The 20,364-nt window shown below is 40.2% G+C and carries 19 protein-coding genes and 2 pseudogenes; 13 read left to right on the plus strand and 8 right to left on the minus strand.

Annotated features, from left to right (window positions below; translation table 11 throughout):
- Positions 1-63 precede the first annotated feature (63 nt).
- The 4 genes from NG743_RS19030 to rpsU all read left to right on the plus strand — a co-directional run bounded on the left by NG743_RS19030 (position 64) and on the right by rpsU (position 2,714).
- Complete coding sequence (locus tag NG743_RS19030) at positions 64-927, plus strand: sugar kinase (RefSeq protein ID WP_027402267.1); 864 nt, start codon at positions 64-66, stop codon at positions 925-927.
- A gap of 122 nt (positions 928-1,049) precedes the next feature.
- Entirely contained in the window at positions 1,050-1,925 is an 876-nt protein-coding gene (locus tag NG743_RS19035; RefSeq protein WP_257120679.1) for a 3'(2'),5'-bisphosphate nucleotidase CysQ family protein, read from the plus strand.
- A gap of 202 nt (positions 1,926-2,127) precedes the next feature.
- Positions 2,128-2,394 carry a hypothetical protein gene (locus NG743_RS19040; protein ID WP_193964438.1) on the plus strand — a complete coding sequence of 89 codons (267 nt, stop codon included), beginning with the start codon at positions 2,128-2,130 and terminating at the stop codon, positions 2,392-2,394.
- Between the two features lie 122 nt (positions 2,395-2,516).
- Positions 2,517-2,714 (plus strand): 30S ribosomal protein S21, encoded by a 198-nt coding sequence (gene rpsU / locus NG743_RS19045; RefSeq protein WP_015078697.1) that lies wholly within the window; start codon positions 2,517-2,519, stop codon positions 2,712-2,714.
- 348 nt (positions 2,715-3,062) lie between these two features.
- On the opposite strand, the pseudogene NG743_RS19050 reads toward rpsU, so the two are convergent.
- Both NG743_RS19050 and NG743_RS19055 read right to left on the minus strand, forming a co-directional pair.
- Positions 3,063-3,347, minus strand: a pseudogene (locus NG743_RS19050) (class I SAM-dependent DNA methyltransferase); the annotation flags it as partial.
- A gap of 146 nt (positions 3,348-3,493) precedes the next feature.
- A pseudogene (locus NG743_RS19055) lies at positions 3,494-4,111 on the minus strand (type IIL restriction-modification enzyme MmeI); the annotation flags it as partial.
- A 394-nt stretch (positions 4,112-4,505) separates the two neighbouring features.
- Between NG743_RS19055 and NG743_RS19060 the strand changes: the two are divergent.
- Positions 4,506-5,246, plus strand: a complete 741-nt coding sequence (locus NG743_RS19060; protein WP_027402270.1) for an SIMPL domain-containing protein — start codon at positions 4,506-4,508, stop codon at positions 5,244-5,246.
- Between the two features lie 375 nt (positions 5,247-5,621).
- Here NG743_RS19060 and NG743_RS19065 read toward each other — a convergent pair whose 3' ends face one another.
- The 3 genes from NG743_RS19065 to NG743_RS19075 form a co-directional block, all read right to left on the minus strand.
- The gene (locus NG743_RS19065) at positions 5,622-5,777 is read right to left on the minus strand and encodes a hypothetical protein (protein ID WP_257120681.1); all 156 of its coding nucleotides are present in this window, start codon (positions 5,775-5,777) and stop codon (positions 5,622-5,624) included.
- Entirely contained in the window at positions 5,713-5,889 is a 177-nt protein-coding gene (locus NG743_RS26970; protein WP_080683883.1) for a zinc ribbon domain-containing protein, read from the minus strand. The genes NG743_RS19065 and NG743_RS26970 overlap by 65 nt, the downstream gene beginning before the upstream one ends.
- Positions 5,890-6,060: 171 nt before the next feature.
- Positions 6,061-6,423, minus strand: a complete 363-nt coding sequence (locus tag NG743_RS19075) for a single-stranded DNA-binding protein (RefSeq protein WP_027402271.1) — start codon at positions 6,421-6,423, stop codon at positions 6,061-6,063.
- A 468-nt stretch (positions 6,424-6,891) separates the two neighbouring features.
- On the opposite strand from NG743_RS19075, the gene NG743_RS19080 reads away from it, so the two are divergent.
- A complete protein-coding gene (locus NG743_RS19080) occupies positions 6,892-7,899 on the plus strand; it encodes a rod shape-determining protein (protein ID WP_027402272.1) in 1,008 nt (335 codons plus the stop codon).
- A 339-nt stretch (positions 7,900-8,238) separates the two neighbouring features.
- On the opposite strand, the gene NG743_RS19085 is transcribed toward NG743_RS19080, so the two are convergent.
- On the minus strand, positions 8,239-8,415 hold the full coding sequence (locus NG743_RS19085; RefSeq protein ID WP_160170620.1) for a hypothetical protein: 177 nt from the start codon (positions 8,413-8,415) through the stop codon (positions 8,239-8,241).
- A 10-nt stretch (positions 8,416-8,425) separates the two neighbouring features.
- On the opposite strand from NG743_RS19085, the gene mreC reads away from it, so the two are divergent.
- From mreC to NG743_RS19100, 3 genes are all read left to right on the plus strand, one after another.
- Complete coding sequence (gene mreC, locus NG743_RS19090; protein WP_027402273.1) at positions 8,426-9,214, plus strand: rod shape-determining protein MreC; 789 nt, start codon at positions 8,426-8,428, stop codon at positions 9,212-9,214.
- An 863-nt stretch (positions 9,215-10,077) separates the two neighbouring features.
- Positions 10,078-10,599 (plus strand): LabA-like NYN domain-containing protein, encoded by a 522-nt coding sequence (locus NG743_RS19095; protein ID WP_027402274.1) that lies wholly within the window; start codon positions 10,078-10,080, stop codon positions 10,597-10,599.
- Positions 10,600-10,806: 207 nt separating this feature from the next.
- Positions 10,807-12,399: a 2-isopropylmalate synthase gene (locus tag NG743_RS19100; protein ID WP_027402275.1), complete on the plus strand. Its 1,593-nt coding sequence runs from the start codon at positions 10,807-10,809 to the stop codon at positions 12,397-12,399.
- Between the two features lie 58 nt (positions 12,400-12,457).
- Here the strand turns inward: NG743_RS19100 and NG743_RS19105 are convergent, their stop codons facing one another.
- A complete protein-coding gene (locus NG743_RS19105) occupies positions 12,458-12,880 on the minus strand; it encodes a DUF29 family protein (protein WP_257120682.1) in 423 nt (140 codons plus the stop codon).
- Positions 12,881-13,054: 174 nt separating this feature from the next.
- Between NG743_RS19105 and NG743_RS19110 the strand changes: the two genes are divergently transcribed.
- On the plus strand, positions 13,055-14,467 hold the full coding sequence (locus NG743_RS19110) for a cation:proton antiporter (RefSeq protein WP_027402277.1): 1,413 nt from the start codon (positions 13,055-13,057) through the stop codon (positions 14,465-14,467).
- A gap of 239 nt (positions 14,468-14,706) precedes the next feature.
- Here NG743_RS19110 and NG743_RS19115 read toward each other — a convergent pair whose 3' ends face one another.
- Complete coding sequence (locus tag NG743_RS19115; RefSeq protein WP_257120684.1) at positions 14,707-14,853, minus strand: hypothetical protein; 147 nt, start codon at positions 14,851-14,853, stop codon at positions 14,707-14,709.
- A gap of 34 nt (positions 14,854-14,887) precedes the next feature.
- Between NG743_RS19115 and NG743_RS19120 the strand changes: the two genes are divergently transcribed.
- The 3 genes from NG743_RS19120 (at position 14,888) to murI (ending at position 20,075) form a co-directional block, all read left to right on the plus strand.
- Complete coding sequence (locus tag NG743_RS19120; RefSeq protein ID WP_257120685.1) at positions 14,888-16,726, plus strand: N-acetylmuramoyl-L-alanine amidase; 1,839 nt, start codon at positions 14,888-14,890, stop codon at positions 16,724-16,726.
- A gap of 241 nt (positions 16,727-16,967) precedes the next feature.
- Positions 16,968-18,833 carry an N-acetylmuramoyl-L-alanine amidase gene (locus tag NG743_RS19125; RefSeq protein WP_027402279.1) on the plus strand — a complete coding sequence of 622 codons (1,866 nt, stop codon included), beginning with the start codon at positions 16,968-16,970 and terminating at the stop codon, positions 18,831-18,833.
- A 396-nt stretch (positions 18,834-19,229) separates the two neighbouring features.
- A complete protein-coding gene (gene murI, locus NG743_RS19130) occupies positions 19,230-20,075 on the plus strand; it encodes a glutamate racemase (RefSeq protein ID WP_027402280.1) in 846 nt (281 codons plus the stop codon).
- The last annotated feature ends 289 nt before the right edge of the window (positions 20,076-20,364 follow it).

The raw sequence follows: 20,364 nt of genomic DNA on the forward strand, positions 1-20,364 counted from the left end.
TACATTAAATTCATAAACTTTCCTATAATTTACTTAATACTTTGAGCAAGTTACCAATTAATAATGAGCAAATCTGGCTTATTTGTCGGTTTAATTACCTTAGATTTCATTTATCTCGCGGATTCTCCCCCCCAAAATAATCAAAAATTAGTTGCCACTGACTATAGTGTAGCAGCAGGGGGACCCGCAACAAACGCCGCCGTCACCTTCAGTCATTTAAACAACCAATCTACAGTTTTAGGTGTATTGGGTTCGCACCATATCACACAGCTAATTTGTAGCGATTTAGAGAATTACCAAATTGCAATTATTGACTTAGACCCCTACAAGAAAACACCGCCACCTGTCTCTTCAATTATTGTTACCCAAGGTACAGGTGAAAGAGCGGTAATTTCTATTAATGCCGTTAAAACTCAGGCGAATATTACCTCTATTCCTACAAATATTTTACAAGATATTGATATTGTATTAATTGACGGGCATCAAATGGAAGTCAGCAAAATCATTGCCCAAACTGCTAATATTCAGAATATTCCAGTTGTCATTGATGGTGGTAGCTGGAAACCAGGATTTGCAGAAATATTACCCTTTGTCAATTATGCTATTTGTTCTGCTAATTTCTATCCGCCTAACTGCAAAAATCAGGAAGACGTTTTTGCCTATTTGCAAAATTTTAACATTCCTTATATTGCTATTACTCAAGGGGAAAACCCCATCCAATACTTAACTCGTGATCAGTCTGGTGTAGTTAATGTGCCAAAAATACAGCCCGTTGATACACTGGGAGCAGGAGACATTTTTCACGGTGCTTTCTGTCACTACATCCTGGAAACGAATTTTATAGAAGCATTAGCACTAGCTGGAAATACTGCTGCGGAGGCGTGTAAACATTTTGGTACGCGAACTTGGTTGAATTTAAACGTCTAATACTTAGAGGGTGTTTGAAAAGTCGTGATTGCTGGATCAGGCAATGCCTGAAACTGGTATAACTGCTCTATAGAATCTCCGCGTCTAAAGACCCGGAGAGTGTCAACCAAATTTGTCCCCAAATGAAAGACTTATCCGAAATATTAACAATTGCACGGAAGGTAGGTTGGGGTGCAGCCAGTCTCCTGAGTTCTTATTATCACGGTACTGCTGACGCACCAAATTTAGATATCCAGTATAAAGACAGCGAACCTGTTACAGTGGCAGACTTAGCCGTTAGTGAATATATCTTGTCACAGTTACAAGCTGCTCTAGGTAATGAAGACTTTGGATATATCAGCGAAGAAACTCATAAATCACAACAGGGAAAAAATCCTGCTGAGTGGGTATGGATTATTGATCCATTAGATGGAACAAGAGATTTTATCAACAAAACCGGAGAATATGCAATTCATATTGCCTTAATTCAAGGAACACAGACAATGTTAGCCGTCGTGGCAGTTCCAGAGGCACAAAAGTTATATTATGCTACTAGAGGTAGTGGAACTTTTATCGAAACTGCAACAGGTTCTTTGCCTGTGCGACTGAACTCCCGTAAAAATCTCCAGGATCTAATTTTGGTGGTTAGTCGCTCACACCGCAACGATAGGTTAGAATATCTATTACAGCACCTGCCCTATCAAAATCAAAAAGCAATTGGTAGCGTCGGTTGCAAAATTGCCGCGATACTTGAACAGCAAGCAGATGTTTACATTTCCCTTTCCGGTAAATCCGCACCTAAAGACTGGGATATGGCTGCTCCTGAACTAATCTTAACAGAAGCAGGTGGTAATTTTACCCATTTTGACTGCACGCCATTAGAATATAACACCGGCGACATTCATCAATGGGGGGAATTACTAGCGAGTAATTATCAAAATCATGAGGTACTGTGTCAAGAAGCGCAAAGCATTCTCACACGGTTTACAGAAGTATCCGGTCAGCCTAAAGCTCAGTAGCTTCAGCCCTTACGAAACAAAGTGTAGTTAAGAATCTCTTGAAATGCTTCGTTTCGCTTTGCTACACTCAGCATGACAAAACAGGATCATTTATTTTGGGTGTTGCTGATTAAGGGTATGAATTTTAGTCTCACGCAAAGGCGCAATCACGCTTCGTGATCTCGAAGAGTAGACGCAAAGGTCAGAGTTTTAAAGGTTTAATTTGGGAATTTCATACCTTAGTTCAGCAACGCCTTATTTTGTTATCGAAACAGTATTTGTTGTGGAGAACTTCCTAACAATGCTGGTGGTTTTGTTGGGAAAATTTGTTCGTTATGGGTTAATATTCTCATGTAGTGCTATACTTGGGGATATCAAAGATTATTTTCGGTTGAGTAAGTCGTTTGAAGATTTTTTTAAATACGTCTCTCCGAATCTAACTCTCTACACTCTCTGGTTTGGGAGTAGTAGTAGCGGCGATCGCTACTAAGTCCAGTAAAAAAAATTAAAATCTAGAGTATCCAGCAGATACAGTCTCCCGCTAATCGCTGCTGGAGTATTTTATTTTGACTTTAGTTCTCAAATATTGAATTAAACTACGGAGGAACAGGAATGACACAAGTGGTCTTAGGTGAAAATGAAGGGATTGAATCAGCACTACGAAGATTCAAGCGGGAAGTTTCCAAAGCGGGAATTTTCCAAGATATGCGGAAAAAGCGTCACTTTGAGACACCTTTAGAAAAAGAAAAGCGCAAAGCCATAGCCAGACACAAGCAACGTCGCCAACAACGTTCTCGCTTCAAACGCTAGATTTTTAGTCATATTTGCTAGAATTAGGAAATCCTGTCAGGATTTCCTTTTAGAGAACTCCACTTCAGAAGTGTAATGGATTCCTCTCGCGTGACGTTCTTCCTTATAGTAACCGTTCACAGGGGGTGAGAATTTATTAAAAAACCTGAAAGCTTTGTCTGTTGGGTTTTTCAGGCAACTTGACATATTAACGAATGGTTCTTAAATTGGCTGGAAAACGATTTGCAAACCGATATAGAGATTTTGCGAATTTCAAATGACCTAAAAAAATCAAATCTATAACGTTTTTCATGCTGTTTTCGTGGAATCTCATATAGAGCGTTTTTTGTACCCCCCGTGAACGGTTACTTCCTTATATATACTCCCTTCAAATAAATTCCCAAAAATAGCCGGACGGACTTTACTCCAATTTTCTCGCGCAGACACATCTAAAAAATTTAATTCTTCCCTCGTTAATTCAATTGCATCAATTCGAGAAAATAAACCCCCGTTAAAATAATCTACTCCTTGATAACGTCCCGCTGGGGTTTTTCCTGGTTGATTCATTTCCCGAAATAAACCAACCAAAACATCATAGGAACTTCCCCCTTTCATACAATCTTGGACACAAGAAACAAACATATCACGGGGCAATACTGTTCGGTTAACGAAAATTTCCACGTAAACAACCTATTGTATAAAACCAACAAATTATTGAAAATGTTGGGTTTCGTTCCTCAACCCAACCTACGTATTTTTGTTTTTTAGTCTTAACCGAACAGTATTGTATCACGGGGTAACAGTTGTCTATCTTCCGCAAACATCGCTAACACACATTGTAAAATAAACCGCTGTGCTGTTAACTTTTCAATTCCCCTATTTTCTAATTCTAATAATAATTCACCCATGCGACGGGCAGCTTTAACAGTAACTTCTACTTGGTTATTTTGGAATACAGGGGTTTTTTGCCCTAATTCCATAAATGTCAATGCTCCTGACCGTTCTGGCAGTTGTTCGAGGGTAATTTTATCTACAGGTGTATCTAATTGAATATCAAAATCAAAGATCCAAAATTCATCAAAATTACATAAAATCACATATTTAGGACGATTTGGGACTAACCTAGTCCAATAATCAAAAGCTTGGGAATAATGTTTATTTAAATCTTCTCCCCGTTTTTTCATTTCTATTAAAACGCGAGGTTTCCAAACTAAATCAGCAAAGCCAGTTTTTCCGGTTTTACTACTTTTTTTAATTGCTTCTTCGTAAGTCGCACCCGCTTCTAATGCACCTTCATGGCCAAAGGCTCGAAAAAAGCGGTCGAGAAATGTTTGTGCTTCTTTGCGTTCTTGTCCGGTGATATGTTGGTGACAAAATTGCACGAATTTAGATAGGGTTTCTGGTGTTGATGATGTCATGGTTGTTTCTGAACAATAATAAGATCCCCGACTTCCACAAGATCCCCGACTTCTTTAAGAAGTCGGGGATCTCAACCTCTCGATATTTACAAAAATATCACTCAATCTCTCAATTGAGTCGCGCAAAAAAGAAGATGCGGGGGTTGACAATTGATTTTAAATTTGTTATCATGAATTTGATAAGGAAGAACTATCATAAAATAATTATAGTTGGAAGGAAACCCAACACATAAATAATTTTTGCCGTTACAAAAAATGTAACCAGGTTCGATATAAGTTTAAGCAGTGTGAAACTGTAAGTATGGAAATTACACCTTCGGTGTGAAAATATTTTGGTGGCTGTTAATAACAGTTACCCCAGAATTAATAGGTTTTTAGAGGAGTGTTAAGGAAGATGTCTATCACTGTTTTATCTAATTATCGGTTTCCAACCCGGAATTTTGGGAAAATATTATCTTTGAGTATATTTCTCAGTGCGATTTTTATGCTACCTGCATCAGCACAAGAAAAATTATGGCGAACTTTAACCGTGAGTGGAAGGGGAGTAGAAACAATTTCGACAACTTTATCTCAAGTTAGTTTGGGTGTAGAAGTTCAAGGAAAAACGGCGGAAGATGTCCAAAAAGAAGCGGCACGCAGATCATCGGCTGTGGTAGCTTTATTAAAAAAACGCAATGTCGAAAAATTGACAACTACAGGAATTCGCCTCAACCCAGTATATAGCTACAGTAATAATGTTCAACGCATTACTGGTTATGCTGCTAGTAATACAGTGAGCTTCCGCATTCCTACGGATAAAGCCGGAACTTTATTGGATGATGCGGTGAAAGTTGGAGCGACACAAATTAATGGTGTAAGTTTTATTGCTAGTGATGAAGCGATCGCCAGCGCCCAAAAACAAGCCTTAAAAAAAGCTACCCAGGATGCACAAGAACAAGCAGAAACGGTTCTTAGCACCTTAAAATTAGAACAAAAAGACATTATCAGTATTCAAATTAATGGTGCAACCCCACCACCGCCACCGATGCTATATCGGGCTGAAGCTGCTAAAGCCAATTTCGCGGATGCTTCTACCCCCATAGTTGCGGGGGAACAAGAAGTACAAGCATCAGTAACATTGCAAATTAGCTATTAGCTTAATCAGCAGAAGCCCCACGTCTCACTCTTAGGAGCGTGGGATGAACGCGCGTGAGTTGAGTTGCGTAGCCCAAATTGTATTTGAGCGTAGCGAAAACAAAGAAGGCTACAGCGACGAAACGAACAAAATATTGATTTTATGTTATTATAAAAAAGTAGGTGTAGTCCAATTAAATGCAGAAATGCAGCCTACAAAACAAAAAACAAATCTCAAAACCAAAGAACCGTGGGGCGCACGGTCTTAAAGCTCAGTTAATGTCCTCATAGAGGAGTCACTGAGAAGCCCACACTCACCTGAAAGGGAGTGTGTGGAGTACGTCACTCATTGACACTCCCCGGTCTAAAGACGCGGGGATTCTTAATCGAATAATTGTCAAGACAACTGCTCGAATAATATCCGCTTTTCAGGTATTACCTTAGATGTACGGTTCTTGCCCTGATCCTGTTTGCCATTACTGGCAGAATCATCTCTGACAAGCGTAACTTTCAAAAGAGTCCCCCGGTAGGTTTTTAATGTCTTTGCTGACAAATTTTAAATTAGCTCTTCGTAAAATTGTCCGAGAAGCCTGAGTATCAGCATGGTCAATATGACCACAATGTTCACAAATGAACTTTTCGCCATCTCTATTAGCTTTACTAATATGATGACAAGCCGAACATTCGTGGTCAGTTTAGACCCTGGCGACTAGAAGTCACGGCTACACAAACAAAGTCCGCCTGCGCGGACTAAGGAAAAATCAAGAATTTGAAACCCACGCACCATCTGAGTTTTGCCTGTGTAGATGCGGTTTCTAACCGCCCGTTCACCTAAATTAGAAATTATCTGGGGACATATCAGACATCCCACCTTCACCATCACGCTTAGAACCTAATAATTCTAGTTGTTCAACATTAATAACTGGACTAGAACGGGTAACTCCACTTTGGCGATCGCTCCAAGTATCAAATCGCAAAGAACCTTTAACCCCAATCAAACCACCTTTACGGACGTAATTACCCGCAACTTCCGCAGTTTTTCCCCAAAGTTCTAGATTAAACCAGTCTGGTTTATCATTGTTGCGTGATCTTCTATTTACAGCTAGAGTCAATCTACATTTAACTGTACCTGACTCAAAATATTTCATATCTGGATCACCACCGACACGACCAACAAGAGTGACAACATTAATGCTCATGGTTTTTATTTCCTAGTATTTTTGTATTGTATTACTCCGAATTCTATAATAACTAATTTTGAAATGATTAAAAATATGTTAGAATCGCCACAGTCAACCCAAAAAAAAAATTCAAAAAATACCTTATATCTAAAAAAAATTATACGGTTATACCGAGTAACCTTGAGAAGATGGAAGTTAAGATTCATGAAACTAAACTCAAGATTGACAAAAACTAAATAAAAAAATAGTCTAGTCTACTGGAGTCAGGGAACCGAATGTCATGGCATCTATCATTATAGCGGTATGCACTTGAATGAAATACATCATAGCTTATTGCTCGCTTGCGAGGAGTGGGTCGGGGTTATTGTATATCACCCAATCGAGAACCGCTATATTAACTCTTATGTTTGTAGTCAGAAGTAGTGTAAATAGGGGGCATAGAGAAGCGTGGGTCTTTTCAATTTAAATTTTCGTCCATCCTGGGATATGGGTATCGACCTCGGTACAGCCAATACCCTAGTTTATGTATCTGGTAAAGGAATTGTCCTGCAAGAACCTTCCGTCGTTGCCATTGATCAAAATCTGAAAGTGGCACTGGCAGTGGGGGAAGAGGCTAAAAAAATGCTCGGACGCACACCGGGGAACGTCGTTGCTCTGCGTCCCCTGCGCGACGGTGTGATCGCTGACTTTGATACGGCTGAGTTGATGCTAAAAAGCTTTATTCAGCGGGTAAATGAAGGGAGATCCCTGATGTTGCCCCGCATTGTTATTGGTATCCCCAGTGGTGTCACTGGAGTAGAAAGACGGGCTGTTATGGATGCAGCCACCCAAGCCGGCGCTAGAGAAGTATATTTGATTGATGAACCAGTTGCAGCAGCAATTGGTGCAGGACTACCAGTGGCAGAACCTACTGGTAACATGATTATTGACATCGGTGGGGGGACAACAGAAGTAGCGGTATTAAGTCTTCAAGGAACAGTAATCAGCGAATCAGTCCGCATTGCTGGAGATGAGTTAACTGAAGCCATTGCCCAGTATATGAAGAAGGTTCATAATCTGGTAATCGGTGAACGCACGGCAGAAGATATTAAGATTAAAATAGGTTCTGCTTATCCGACCGCAGACGATAGTGATAGTGTAATGGAAGTTCGAGGCTTACATTTACTGTCTGGTTTACCTAGAACTGTAACCATCAAAGGACCAGAAATTCGGGAAAGTATGGTAGAGCCTCTGGCGGTAATTATCGAAGCAGTTAGGCGAACACTAGAACGGACACCGCCAGAACTGGCAGCAGACATTATTGATCGTGGTATCATGTTGGCGGGGGGTGGTGCATTGCTCAAAGGTCTGGATACATTGATTAGTCATGAGACAGGTCTTGTTACCCATATAGCCGCCGACCCTTTAAGCTGTGTAGTGCTGGGAACCGGTCGCGTATTAGAAAACTTCAAGCAATTGGAGAGAGTATTTAGCGGGCGTTCTCGCAATATGTAGTAGTTATACTGAAAACGGTTGGTACATGGACTCTTGTAAAATCACGAAAACCCTAGATTTGTAGGGGGGTTTGTTAATGCTTATTGGTGTCAACTTCAGCTACAAATGGCTTATTTGTTTGGCTGACAGACCCACCCTGAAATGATAGCGTCTATCATTCCCCGGCGGGCTATGGGTTTTACGTTAAGTTGACACCATTAAGCTCTTGCTTTACCCCTACCCGGAAAATCAAATAATTAAGCCGTCTTGGGTATAGTAAGTTAGGAATATATGGGTTCTGTATTTATTCATATAGCAGGAGTCATAAGTCAGGATTAAACCTGGCTTTGTACATAGGTCTTAATCGAGATTTTGTACCTCCTGACTACGCCATCTGATGTAACTATAGAACCCATTATTTTCAACACAAGTACACAGGAGTTGATTTCCAGATTTGCGGATGGCGATCGCTATAGGCATCAATAAAAAGTTACCAGACCATATCCCTACAACTCCTAAATAATTTATAAAATACATATAGGTTATTATGTTTACTTTAAAACGCTGGTGGGAATACAAAGGATTACAAATAGGATTATTAGCCTTAGTTGTAGGTAGTTCCTGGACACTCAGAGAGACAAAAGGAGCATTGTTACGGGAGATTTACCAAGGAATCACCGGACCGTTACAAATGCTACATTCAGGAGCAATTCCTGAACAAAATATTAAAGATGCAAGATTTTTAGAATTACAAACTCGCATCGTTGATTTAGAAAGCCAAAATCAGAAATTAAAAAATTTACTGGGCTATGTAGAGAAACAAACCTTGCCTCAGAAACCAACTATAGCACGGGTGATAGGACGCAGTGCAGATCATTGGTGGCAACAGGTGATTTTGAATCGGGGGACTGCATCAGGCATTCAAGAAGGTTCTATTGTCAAAGCCGATGGTGGATTAGTAGGTTTAGTAGATAGTGTCACAACTAATACTAGCAGTGTATTGTTAATAAGTGATTTAAAAAGTAAAGTAGGCGTAACTATCAGCCGTACCTCAGCTAAAGGAGTTTTACAAGGTGATGCTTCCACTGAAGGTGTGTTAGAGTTCTATGAAAAAGTCCCTAATGTCAAAATAGGAGACTTAGTATCTACCTCTACTTATAGTCAGAAGTTCCCGGCTGGTTTAGCCATAGGGAAAATTAAATCCTTAGATCTAAAGAAACTTCCAGCCTCAATCGCTAAAGTAGAGTTATTTCCGTCAATTAGGTACTTAGATTGGGTAACTATTTATCCTCAGTCAGACAAACAATATTTAGAAACTCCGAATGTGACTAAATGATGAATACAGCAGGAGTCAGGAGTCAGGAGTAAAACTGGCTTACTGTCTGGCTTCGAATTTAGATTTTGAATTTAGATCCTGTACCTCATTAATCTGCAATATGCTTGCTGTATGTGAGTGTGACTTAACCTAAGTAGGTGAACCGAAAAATTTAAAGGTATGTGAAGAAAAGTAAAATCGCCCAAAACTCTCTTCCTGTTCCCTGTTCCCTGTTCCCTTGCCCCAACGACAATTTTTAACGCCAACCTACTTACCTGTGTCATAGCAGAGCAGGTTGGTTGTCATAAAAATTTATATTCGAGGTCATTAACTTATTCAAACTGGTATCCTAGAGTATTAGTCAAATACTAGAGGTTTAGGTAAGTGGACAAATCTAAATTGAAACCTATACACAAAGCCCTTTTTACTCCTGACTCCTGCCTCCTGACTCCTGAATTCTGCTGTATTTAGGGTATCCTAGATGTGTATCCTCAATGGTCTTCTCTTGAAGTATTGATAATTCTCTTAAATTATTCCTACAGTTGAGGAAAGAATCTATTGATGAAGATTTAACTACCCAAAATCCTATACTGTACCTCTTTAGGAGTAAAATTGGATATTATCTAGTTCAGAATCCTGTTACTAGGTCAATTTTATTGCTAAATTTTGATCAGATAACATATTTACAACTCTCAGAGGTGAAACCAGTTAAATAATTCGGTTCTCTACTTGGATATTTTGTCCAAATTTTGGCTTTAAAAGAGGTAAGATAATGGCTATACATAATTATGTACCTCAAAGATATTAGCGAAATTACCAGTTGATAATTGCTATAATCTACTCTTCCCTCTAACATTCTTATCTATTATTAGGTGTAAATTTTTATGGGTTCTCCAATGAATCGTCTGTCTATTTTTGTAGACGGAAACAATATGTTCTATGCTCAACAAAAAAATGGTTGGTTTTTTGACCCCCGGCGCGTTTTAGAATATTTCAAATACGAACAGTCAGACACTACATTAATCAATGCCTTCTGGTACACTGGATTAAAAGACCCTCAAGACCAACGAGGTTTTCGAGATGCCCTTATCAGCTTGGGATATACAGTCCGCACGAAAATTCTCAAAGAGTATTATGATGATGCTTCGGGTCGTTACTCTCAAAAAGCGAATTTAGATATTGAAATTGTCGTTGATATGTTTAATACAGTAGATCAATATGACAGAGTTGTATTATTTAGCGGAGATGGTGATTTTGAAAGGGCTATCGAATTATTGCGCTCCAAGAATACTCATATTACAGTAGTATCAACTGAGGGTATGATTGCTAGAGAATTACGTAATGCTACTGATAGATATATAGATTTGAATGATATTAGAGATAGAATAGAAAAAACTGATGGTTAACTTAACTTAGTATTTATTCACAAATCTCAAAGTTAAAAACTCTGATTTCACAGTTCCAGTTATTTGATCAAGCAAGAATTTAGGAATTAGAAGTCGGTGATGATTATAAATTCTCTAGGACTGACAAATCAAACCACGTTTGATTAATTCTAATTCCCTAATGTTCTTTTATTCAGCCCACTCTCAAAACTCACAGAGGTTAAGCTAATGAGCAAGCAAACCGATAGAATTATCATCTTTGACACCACATTGCGTGATGGAGAACAGTGTCCTGGAGCAACTCTCAACATAGACGAAAAGCTAGTTATTGCTAAACAACTAGCACGCTTAGGAGTAGATATTATTGAGGCTGGCTTTGCTTTCGCTAGTCCTGGGGATTTTGAAGCAGTGAGCAAAATTGCCCAAACTGTGGGGACAGAAAATGGTCCGGTAATTTGTAGTTTGGCTAGAGCCAAACATGATGATATCAAAGCGGCTGCGGAGGCTATCAAACCTGCTGCGAAAGGGAGAATTCACACTTTTATTGCTACCTCTGATATTCACCTGCAATATAAGTTAAAGAAAACTAGACCAGAAGTGGTGGCGATCGCTGAAGAAATGGTAGCCTATGCCAAAAGCTTCACCGATGATATCGAATTCTCTCCTGAAGATGCGGGGCGCTCTGATCCAGAATTTTTGTATGAAGTTTTGGAAAGAGCGATCGCTGCTGGAGCCACAACTGTTAATATTCCTGATACCGTAGGATACACCACCCCCAGCGAATTTGGGGCAATCATTAAAGGCATTACTGAAAATGTCCCCAACATTGACAAAGCCATTATTTCCGTTCACGGACACAATGATTTAGGTTTAGCTGTTGCTAACTTTTTAGAAGCTGTCAAAAATGGCGCTCGTCAACTAGAATGTACCATCAATGGCATTGGTGAAAGAGCCGGCAATGCAGCTTTAGAAGAGTTGGTAATGGCTTTGCACGTCCGGAGACAATATTTTAATCCCTTTTTGGGACGGGCTGAAAATTCCGAAGCATCACTCACCAATATTGACACCAAACAAATCTATAAAACCTCGCGTTTGGTTTCCAATTTAACGGGAATGTTGGTGCAACCAAATAAAGCCATTGTCGGTGCAAACGCTTTTGCCCATGAATCTGGAATTCATCAAGATGGGGTATTGAAAAACAAACTCACTTATGAGATTATGGATGCTCAATTAATTGGTTTATCAGACAACCAAATAGTATTGGGTAAACATTCTGGTAGAAATGCTTTTCGTACCCGCTTGAAAGAATTGGGCTTTGAACCATCAGAAACAGAACTGAACAAAGCCTTCGTCAAATTCAAAGAAGTAGCAGACAAAAAGAAAGAAATCTCTGATTGGGATTTGGAAGCTATTGTCAACGACGAAATCCAACAAGCACCAGAGTTATTCCGGGTAGAGTTGGTACAGGTTTCCTGTGGTAGTAATACTCAACCCACTGCTACAGTAACACTCCGCACTCCCGACGGAGAAGAATTAACTGATGCAGCCATTGGTACTGGTCCTGTAGATGCGGTGTACAAAGCCATCAATCGGGTAGTGAATGTACCGAATGAATTGATTGAGTTTTCCGTACAATCTGTCACCGGAGGAATTGACGCTTTAGGAGAAGTAACAATTCGCCTCCGCCATGAATCCCGTGTATTTTCTGGTCATGCAGCCAACACAGATATTATTGTAGCATCGGCTCAAGCTTACGTAAATGCACTAAATAGATTGTTTTCAGCCTTACAACAGGAAGTGAAGGAAGAAGTCACAGCATAGGCACATATATATCTAGATCCCCGACTTCTCAAAGAAGTCGGAGATCTGTGAATCTTGACTACTTTTGAATTAATTCCAGCGACTGAGATAAAACTTCTTGTTCATTGACCATAGCTGCTAATCCTTCTGTTTCATAACGTCCCTCATAAGCTTCTAGCGCCGCTCTTTTTAGTGCTACTTGATATCCTTGTTGGAGAATTTCCATTAATTCTCTTTGATTCAAGTAAACACCACCAGATTTGCGGCGCTTGTTAATTTTATTGATTTCCCGCACTGCATTTTCTATGGAAAGTTCCCAAGAACGGGTAGAACGTTTTTCGGCTTTTTGTTTGATTAGATGAATCAGTAGAATTACGCCATAACTATCAATTTTATTGATTTTATCACTGAGGCTCATTTCTTCTAATTCATCCACTAATAGTAAAGCTTCATTGATTTTTCCTTGTTCTAGGAGTTGTCTAATTTCTAAGAGTTCTTCCATATTAGATTTTTCGCTGTATATGAATCATTTATTTCTGTTTTAGCTGATCTTCTTCGCTAGTACCCTCTAAATTCTAAACTTAAGACCATCTAAAAGAAAAACCCCTACATTAGTCAATTAGAAATTCCTGCCAGAAAAAGGGTAAAAATAAAGAAATTGTTATTCACATAACCAATGCAGCTTATCAGTGCAACTGTTCCCATATTAGCCACAGCCACAGAAACCGCAGACAGTTCTATGGTATTAGCCGCTGTGCTATTAAGCTTAGTCGTAATTTACTTTGCCAGCAAAGTTGGGGGAGAATTAGCCAACAAAGTCGGTTTACCCGCAGTTTTAGGTGAACTTGTCGGGGGTGTAATTATCGGTGTCTCCGTACTTCATCTGTTAGTATTCCCAGAAGGTGGTACAGACGCTTCTAATTCCTTAATCATGACCTTCTTGCAACTCACGGCTGGGTTAACCCCAGAAGCCACACCCCAGGTGTTTGCAGCGCAATCCGAGGTGGTTTCGGTTTTATCAGAATTGGGTGTAATTATCCTTCTGTTTGAAATTGGCTTAGAATCCAACCTCAAAGACCTCATGGCTGTTGGTGTTCAAGCCTTCGTAGTGGCTATAGTTGGGGTAATAGTCCCCTTTGCAGCGGGTACAGTGGGATTAATGACCATATTTGGTATCACCGCTATTCCCGCAATTTTCGCCGGTGCAGCTTTGACAGCAACTAGTATTGGAATTACGTCTAAAGTGCTTTCCGAATTAGGACGGTTGAACTCCAAAGAAGGGCAAATTATTCTTGGTGCAGCCGTTATTGATGATGTCTTGGGAATTATCGTCCTGGCGGTAGTTGCCAGTTTAGCCAAAGATGGTGTAGTTGATGTCGGTAACGTCGTTTATTTGATTATTAGTGCGAGCGCTTTTTTAATTGGGGCAATAGTTTTTGGTAATGTCTTTAATAAATCATTTGTAGCGATCGCCGATCAACTCAAAACCAGAGGCGAATTAGTCATCCCCGCCTTCATTTTTGCCATAATCATGGCTTACTTCGCCTCTGTCATCCATTTAGAAGCCATTCTTGGGGCTTTTGCCGCCGGGTTAGTTCTCGAAGAAACCGACAAACGCAAAGAACTCCAAAAGCAAGTTATCCCCATTGCTGATATGTTAGTTCCCGTCTTCTTCGTCACAGTCGGTGCAAAAACTGATTTAGGAGTCTTAAATCCAGCCATTCCCACCAATCAAGAAGCCTTAATCATGGCAACTTTCCTGATTACAGTTGCCATCATCGGTAAAGTAGTGACAGGCTTAACAGTATTTGGTCAACCGGGGATTAACCGCTTGGCTATTGGTGTGGGGATGATTCCCAGAGGTGAAGTTGGCTTAGTATTTGCTGGTGTCGGTGCAGCTAGTGGTGTCATCTCAAAACCATTAGGAGCAGCAATTATTATGATGGTTATTATTACCACATTCATCGCTCCTCCCCTGTTGAGATTTGTATTTCCAGAATCAAACGCCGCCACAAATTTAGACAGCAATTCTGGCAAAACATTAGCAGTAGAAATACCACCATCTCTCATCACCACAAAAGATGATTAGTAATTTGAATTTCACCTCAAATTCTGCTGTAAATCCCACAGAAGATAGTTGAAAATTTTCTCTGCTGTGGTTTCCACATTTACTATATAAGGAGGTTGGAAGAAACTTCTCTCATCCAATCTCCGTCTTCTGTAATCTTGAAACACTCTAATTTTAAAATGGTTATTATTTCTACCTTTAATTAAATTTACTTTTGGTTTTCTTTTGGTTTTATAAAACTTTCCTTGTTTCCCATTCTATTAGCCTTGATAATGTTCTGTATTCCTATTTTTTTTCAGACCAGTTTTTACAGATTGAAGATTTTTGTAGTAATTATAGAGAATACCCCGCCAAACTATGTCATTAATTGACAGTGGTGGGTGTTTTTTGTATGTGTTTATATTCATTATTAATTATTAATTCAGCTAAGGAGAAAAAACTGTGAAAATACAATGGTTAATACCTACTACCTTTGGTACTGTACTGATGCTATCATCGCCAACTTTAGCCGCAAAATTAGAATCTTGGCGATTTGATCGTCATCAAAATCTATTAGAAATTAATACAAATGGTGCTGTCAAACCACAAGCACAACTAGTTTTTAATCCCACTCGCTTAGTAATTGATTTACCAGGTGTTAAATTTGGACGTTCCCAATTAACTCAACAAATAGGCGGAGGAATTCGGGAAATTCGCATTGGTCAATTTGATGAAAAAACAACAAGAATAGTTTTAGAAATAAATCCTGGTTATACTCTAGATCCTCAACAAGTAAAATTTGTCGGTAAAAGTGCTAATCGCTGGACAGTGAAATTACCAAAATTAGAACTTGATGCCAACTCAACAGCTAATAATACTAATAATAATTACAATCTAGTCGGCATAGACTCCCAGACGAAACCTGAATTTTCACCAATTACTAGAACTGCCAGCAGTAATAAAGGTACAATTCAACTCGAAAATTTGCAAATTACTGGTGATGGCTTTTTTATCCGCACTAATGGCGGTAATCCTCAAACTAAAATCATGAGAAGCCGTGATAAAAACACAGTATTTATTGACATTCTTAGTACAACTTTATCACCCAATTTAACACAAGGAAATTTGGCAGTTAATAAACACGGTGTGGACAGCATTGTATTTACTCAATCGCAAACAACACCAACATCTGTCCGTATGACCTTAAAAGTAGATGTAAATAGTCCTGACTGGCAAGTAACCTCCAGTAGCAGCGGTTTAATCATCCTTCCCTCCAGGGGAATGATAAATGCACCTAAAAATGAGAATTTTCCCCCTACCAGAAACAATAACGGCTCAATTTCGACAATTGAATCTATAGAACTTGCTGACAATGGCACACAATTATTAATTAAAGCCGACCAAGTTATATCCGCTACTACAGGTTGGGATAAAAGTTCTGGTTTGTTCCGTATCACCATTCCCAATGCCAAATTAGCCAACGAAGTCAAAGGCCCTACTTTTGATGCTAATAGTCCTATTATCAAGCTCCGTCTGCAACCACAACCGCCAAATACTGTAGTTATCTTGATTCAACCTGCATCAGGTATTACACTAGGTGTACCCAATCAAGTGGGAGATAAACTTCTGGTTCTAAAACTGCAACGATATCGTCAGATTAGACCACCCATGAATTTGCCCCCTTTATTACCACCCAGACAACAACTACCTGACCTCAAACCCAGACAACCACGAATTACCCAAAGGCGCGACCTTCGTAAAGGCAAAATAGTAGTTATAATTGACCCCGGACATGGTGGTAAAGACTCAGGGGCAATTGGTATCGGTGGAGTCCAGGAAAAAAATGTTATTTTACCAATTGGGAAAAGGATTGCAGAAGTTTTGGAACGAAACGGTATCCAAGTAATTATGACGCGAGACTCTGACTATTTTGTAACTCTACCAGGACGAGTGACAATGGCACAACAGGCCAATGCTGATGTGTTTGTCAGTATCCACGCTAATTCAGCCGGTGAGAGTCGTCCAGAAGTTAGTGGCTTAGAGACTTATCATTACGATAGTGGTTTAACACTCGCTCAAATTGTCCACAGTAAAATTCTGCAAAGTCTTAATGTCAGAGATAGGAAAGTGCGGAAAGCTAGATTTTATGTTCTTCGCAAAACTTCTATGCCCTCAATTTTAGTAGAAACCGGTTTCTTAACTGGTAGAGACGATGCTGCCAAACTGAGAACTTCAGCTTATCAAAATCAAATGGCCGATGCGATCGCTCAAGGCATACTTCAGTATTTAAAATCAAGATAAATAGTAATTTTTATCACCTGTTATCTGATTCATTACCAATACTAGAAAAATGAACTTGTTGACCAAATGGTAATACTAAACCGATTGTATGCTACAATCCTACGCCATTAGCCGTGTCTTACTACCAACACCAAAATCTTTTACTTGCACAAAGTTAAATTTGCAGCGGTGATGGTCTGAAGATTACCCCATAAGTCGAGATATTGACAAATCCCATCAATAGGAATCAGGAGAAAGGATTGTGAAACTACATTGGTTAATACCTAGCACTTTTGGAACGGTCTTCATCCTATCTTCGCCCGCTTTTGCCGCGAAATTAGAATCTTGGCGGTTTGATACTAATCAAAACCGCTTAGAGATCAACACATCTAGCCCTGTCCAACCCCAAGCCCAACTCATTTTTAACCCCACACGCTTAGTAATTGACTTACCAGGAACAGAACTTGGTCGTCCGTCCGTAACCCAACAAATTGGCAGCAAAATCCGCACCATTCGCGTCGGTCAATTTGATGACCAAACAACACGCTTAGTAATCGAACTAGCCCCTGGTTACACATTCAACCCCAAGCAAGTTAAATTTGTTCCCATCAGTGGCAAACGTTGGATAGTAGAATTACCACAACCGGAAGTTGCTTCTGAGCAGACTGGAGAACCATCATTACCCCCAACATCCGATAAATCATCTGAACCAACACTAGACCCCAGAAGTATTTACAACGTAGTCACTACCAACCGAATTACTCCATCTAATCGAGAAACCATCCCAGGGGTAGTGCAAATTGATAAATTGCGAGTTACAAGAGATGGGTTTTTTATTAGTACCAGTGGTGGCAATCCTCAACTGCAAATCAATCGCAGTCAAGATAATCGCTCTGTTAATATTGATATCATTGGCGCAGCCTTATCACCAAATATGGGACAACGGAATCTAGTGATTAATCGCTATGGAGTCCGTCGTGTCCAATTTAGCCAACTATCCAGCAGTCCATCTGCTGTTCGCATGACCTTACAGTTAGATAGTGCCAGTCCCAATTGGCAAGCATTAGCTAGTGGTAACAGTGGTTTTGTCGTCATCCCAGATCGTTTAGCTAAATTACCTGAGAATAACCAATCATCCGCACCATCACCGAGTGATTCCCCCGCAATTATTCAATCTGTAGAACTCGGTGGCAATGGCACACAATTATTAATTAGAGCAGACCAAGCCATATCTGCCACCACCGGCTGGGATAGAAGCTCAGGTCTATTTCGCATTACCATTGCCAATGCTAAATTAGCTAATCAGGTCCAAGGTCCGGATTTTACTAACAATAGCCCGATTCTTAAAGTCCGTCTCCAACCCCAATCTGATAATACTGTAATTGTTCTTGTTCAACCTGCATCTGGCGTTAGCTTTGGCGCACTAAGTCAAGTTACATTCCAACTATTGGCACTACAATTACAAACTAATCTCCGCGCTCAACGTCCTCCAATCATACCACCTGGATTTCCTGGATCACAAGATCCTCCAGGTTCTAGTACACCACCCCCGCAAACAAGACCTCAGCCCCGTCTACCAGTTCCTAATGGCAAAGTTTTAGTAGTTATTGATCCTGGACATGGGGGTAAAGATTCTGGCGCTCCTGGGCTAAGTGGTTTGCTAGAAAAGGATGTTGTTCTACCCATTAGTACCAAACTGGCAACAATTTTAGAACAAAATGGTATCCAAGTTGTCCTCACGCGAGATGCTGACTTTTTTGTGGAACTGCAAGGAAGGGTGGATATAGCCAAGCGTGTTAATGCAGCTTTATTTGTCAGTATTCATGCTAATGCTGTAGATAATAGACCTGATGTCAATGGTCTAGAAGTTTATTATTACGACAGAGGCTATGCTTTAGCTGATACTGTGCGACAAGCCATTCTCCAAAATATTAGTACCCTCAAGAATCGAGGCACTCGTAAAGCTAGATTTTATGTGCTGAGAAAAAATACTATGCCTGCTATTTTAGTAGAAACAGGCTACATGACCGGTCGGGAAGATAATCCCCGTTTAGGATCACCAGAATACCAAAGTCGTATGGCTGAGGGCATAGCTAGTGGTATTCTGAATTATTTAAAACAAAGATAATTATCGTCAGTTGTTCTTTGTCAGTTGTTCTTTGTTTTTTCTTGACTACTGACCACTGACCACTGACTACTAACCACAAGAGGAACGCGGTAGCGTTGGGAGCTTCGGGTCTTCAGTCCGAAGGGGAAAACGCACACGGGCGAATTGATTGCCTTCAATATTCGTGATACAATTAAATTGTCACTAAAGACATAAAAAGCTACCGCGGGACTCTCGGAAAGTTACGCTTGTCAGATATGATTTCGCCCGCCAGGGCAAACGAAATCAGGGCAAGAACCCAAATATTTAAGGAACCCTGCCTGAAACTGGGATAACTGAGGGATATAGACTGAAACTCTCTATAGAATCTCCGCGTCTTTAGACCGGAGAGTGTCAAAATCAAAATTAATATTTGCTGTGTATTCATCTTCTATTTTTGATACTTTTTCCCCCCAAGAACCTCAACGCGCTCCGATTGGGGTATTTGACAGTGGAGTTGGTGGACTAACCGTATTGCGACAAATTTATCAACAACTTCCCAATGAATCAATTATTTATGTAGGGGACACAGCCCGTCTTCCTTATGGTATTCGTTCCCAAGCAGAAATACTCCAATTCGTCCGAGAAATCCTCCATTGGATGCAGCAGCAACGGGTGAAAATGGCAATTATGGCTTGTAACACCAGTTCGGCTCTGGCATTAGATATAGTCCGTCAAGAGTTTAATTTCCCGATTTTAGGGGTGATTCTACCAGGTGCAAAGGCAGCAGTCCAACAAGGACAACGGATTGGTGTCATTGCTACTCCAGCTACGGCTCAAAGCAACGCCTATCGTCAAGCTATTTTAGAAATTCAATCTAATGTCCAAGTCTGGCAAGTCAGTTGCCCAGAATTTGTCCCACTCATTGAACAAAATCGTATTCACGACCCTTATACCATTGAAATAGCCAAAACTTATCTAGAACCTTTGCTTCAGAAAGAAATAGATACTTTAGTTTATGGCTGTACCCATTATCCCCATTTGTCGCCCATCTTGCGATCGCTCCTTCCCCAGCAAGTCAAGCTAATTGACCCAGCAGTTCATGTCGCCGCCGCTTGCTCTCAAGAATTAGATATACTAGGGATTAAGAATACTCATCCACCAATGCCTACCCGCTTCGCTGTCAGCGGTTGTTCCCAGCAATTTACCCAATCTAGCTTACAATGGTTGGGCTATACCCCAATGGTAGAACAAGTATGTTTTGCTGATACCGTCCTCTCTTAAAGCCCAGAAGTAGGGCCTGCGCCCAAAAACTATTAGTCTGTCAACCCGAAAATGACGGGTGAAGGCAAGTAGGGGAGGTAGGGGGGTAGGGGAGGTAGGGGGGTAGGGGAGGTAGGGGAGGTAGGGGAGGTAGGGGGGGTAGGGGAGGGAAGAACAGAAGTTTTTTCTGATCATTACCCGTCAAAATAAATTTGACAGACCACTAGTCAGAAGCAAGCAAAGATATTTATCTCCTCTTTCCGTTCTATAAAACTTACCCAAAATTACCAAAGTCTAGACACATCTGGAC

Origin of the sequence: Dolichospermum heterosporum TAC447 (assembly GCF_024584745.1) — a bacterium.
Classification (GTDB): domain Bacteria; phylum Cyanobacteriota; class Cyanobacteriia; order Cyanobacteriales; family Nostocaceae; genus Dolichospermum; species Dolichospermum heterosporum.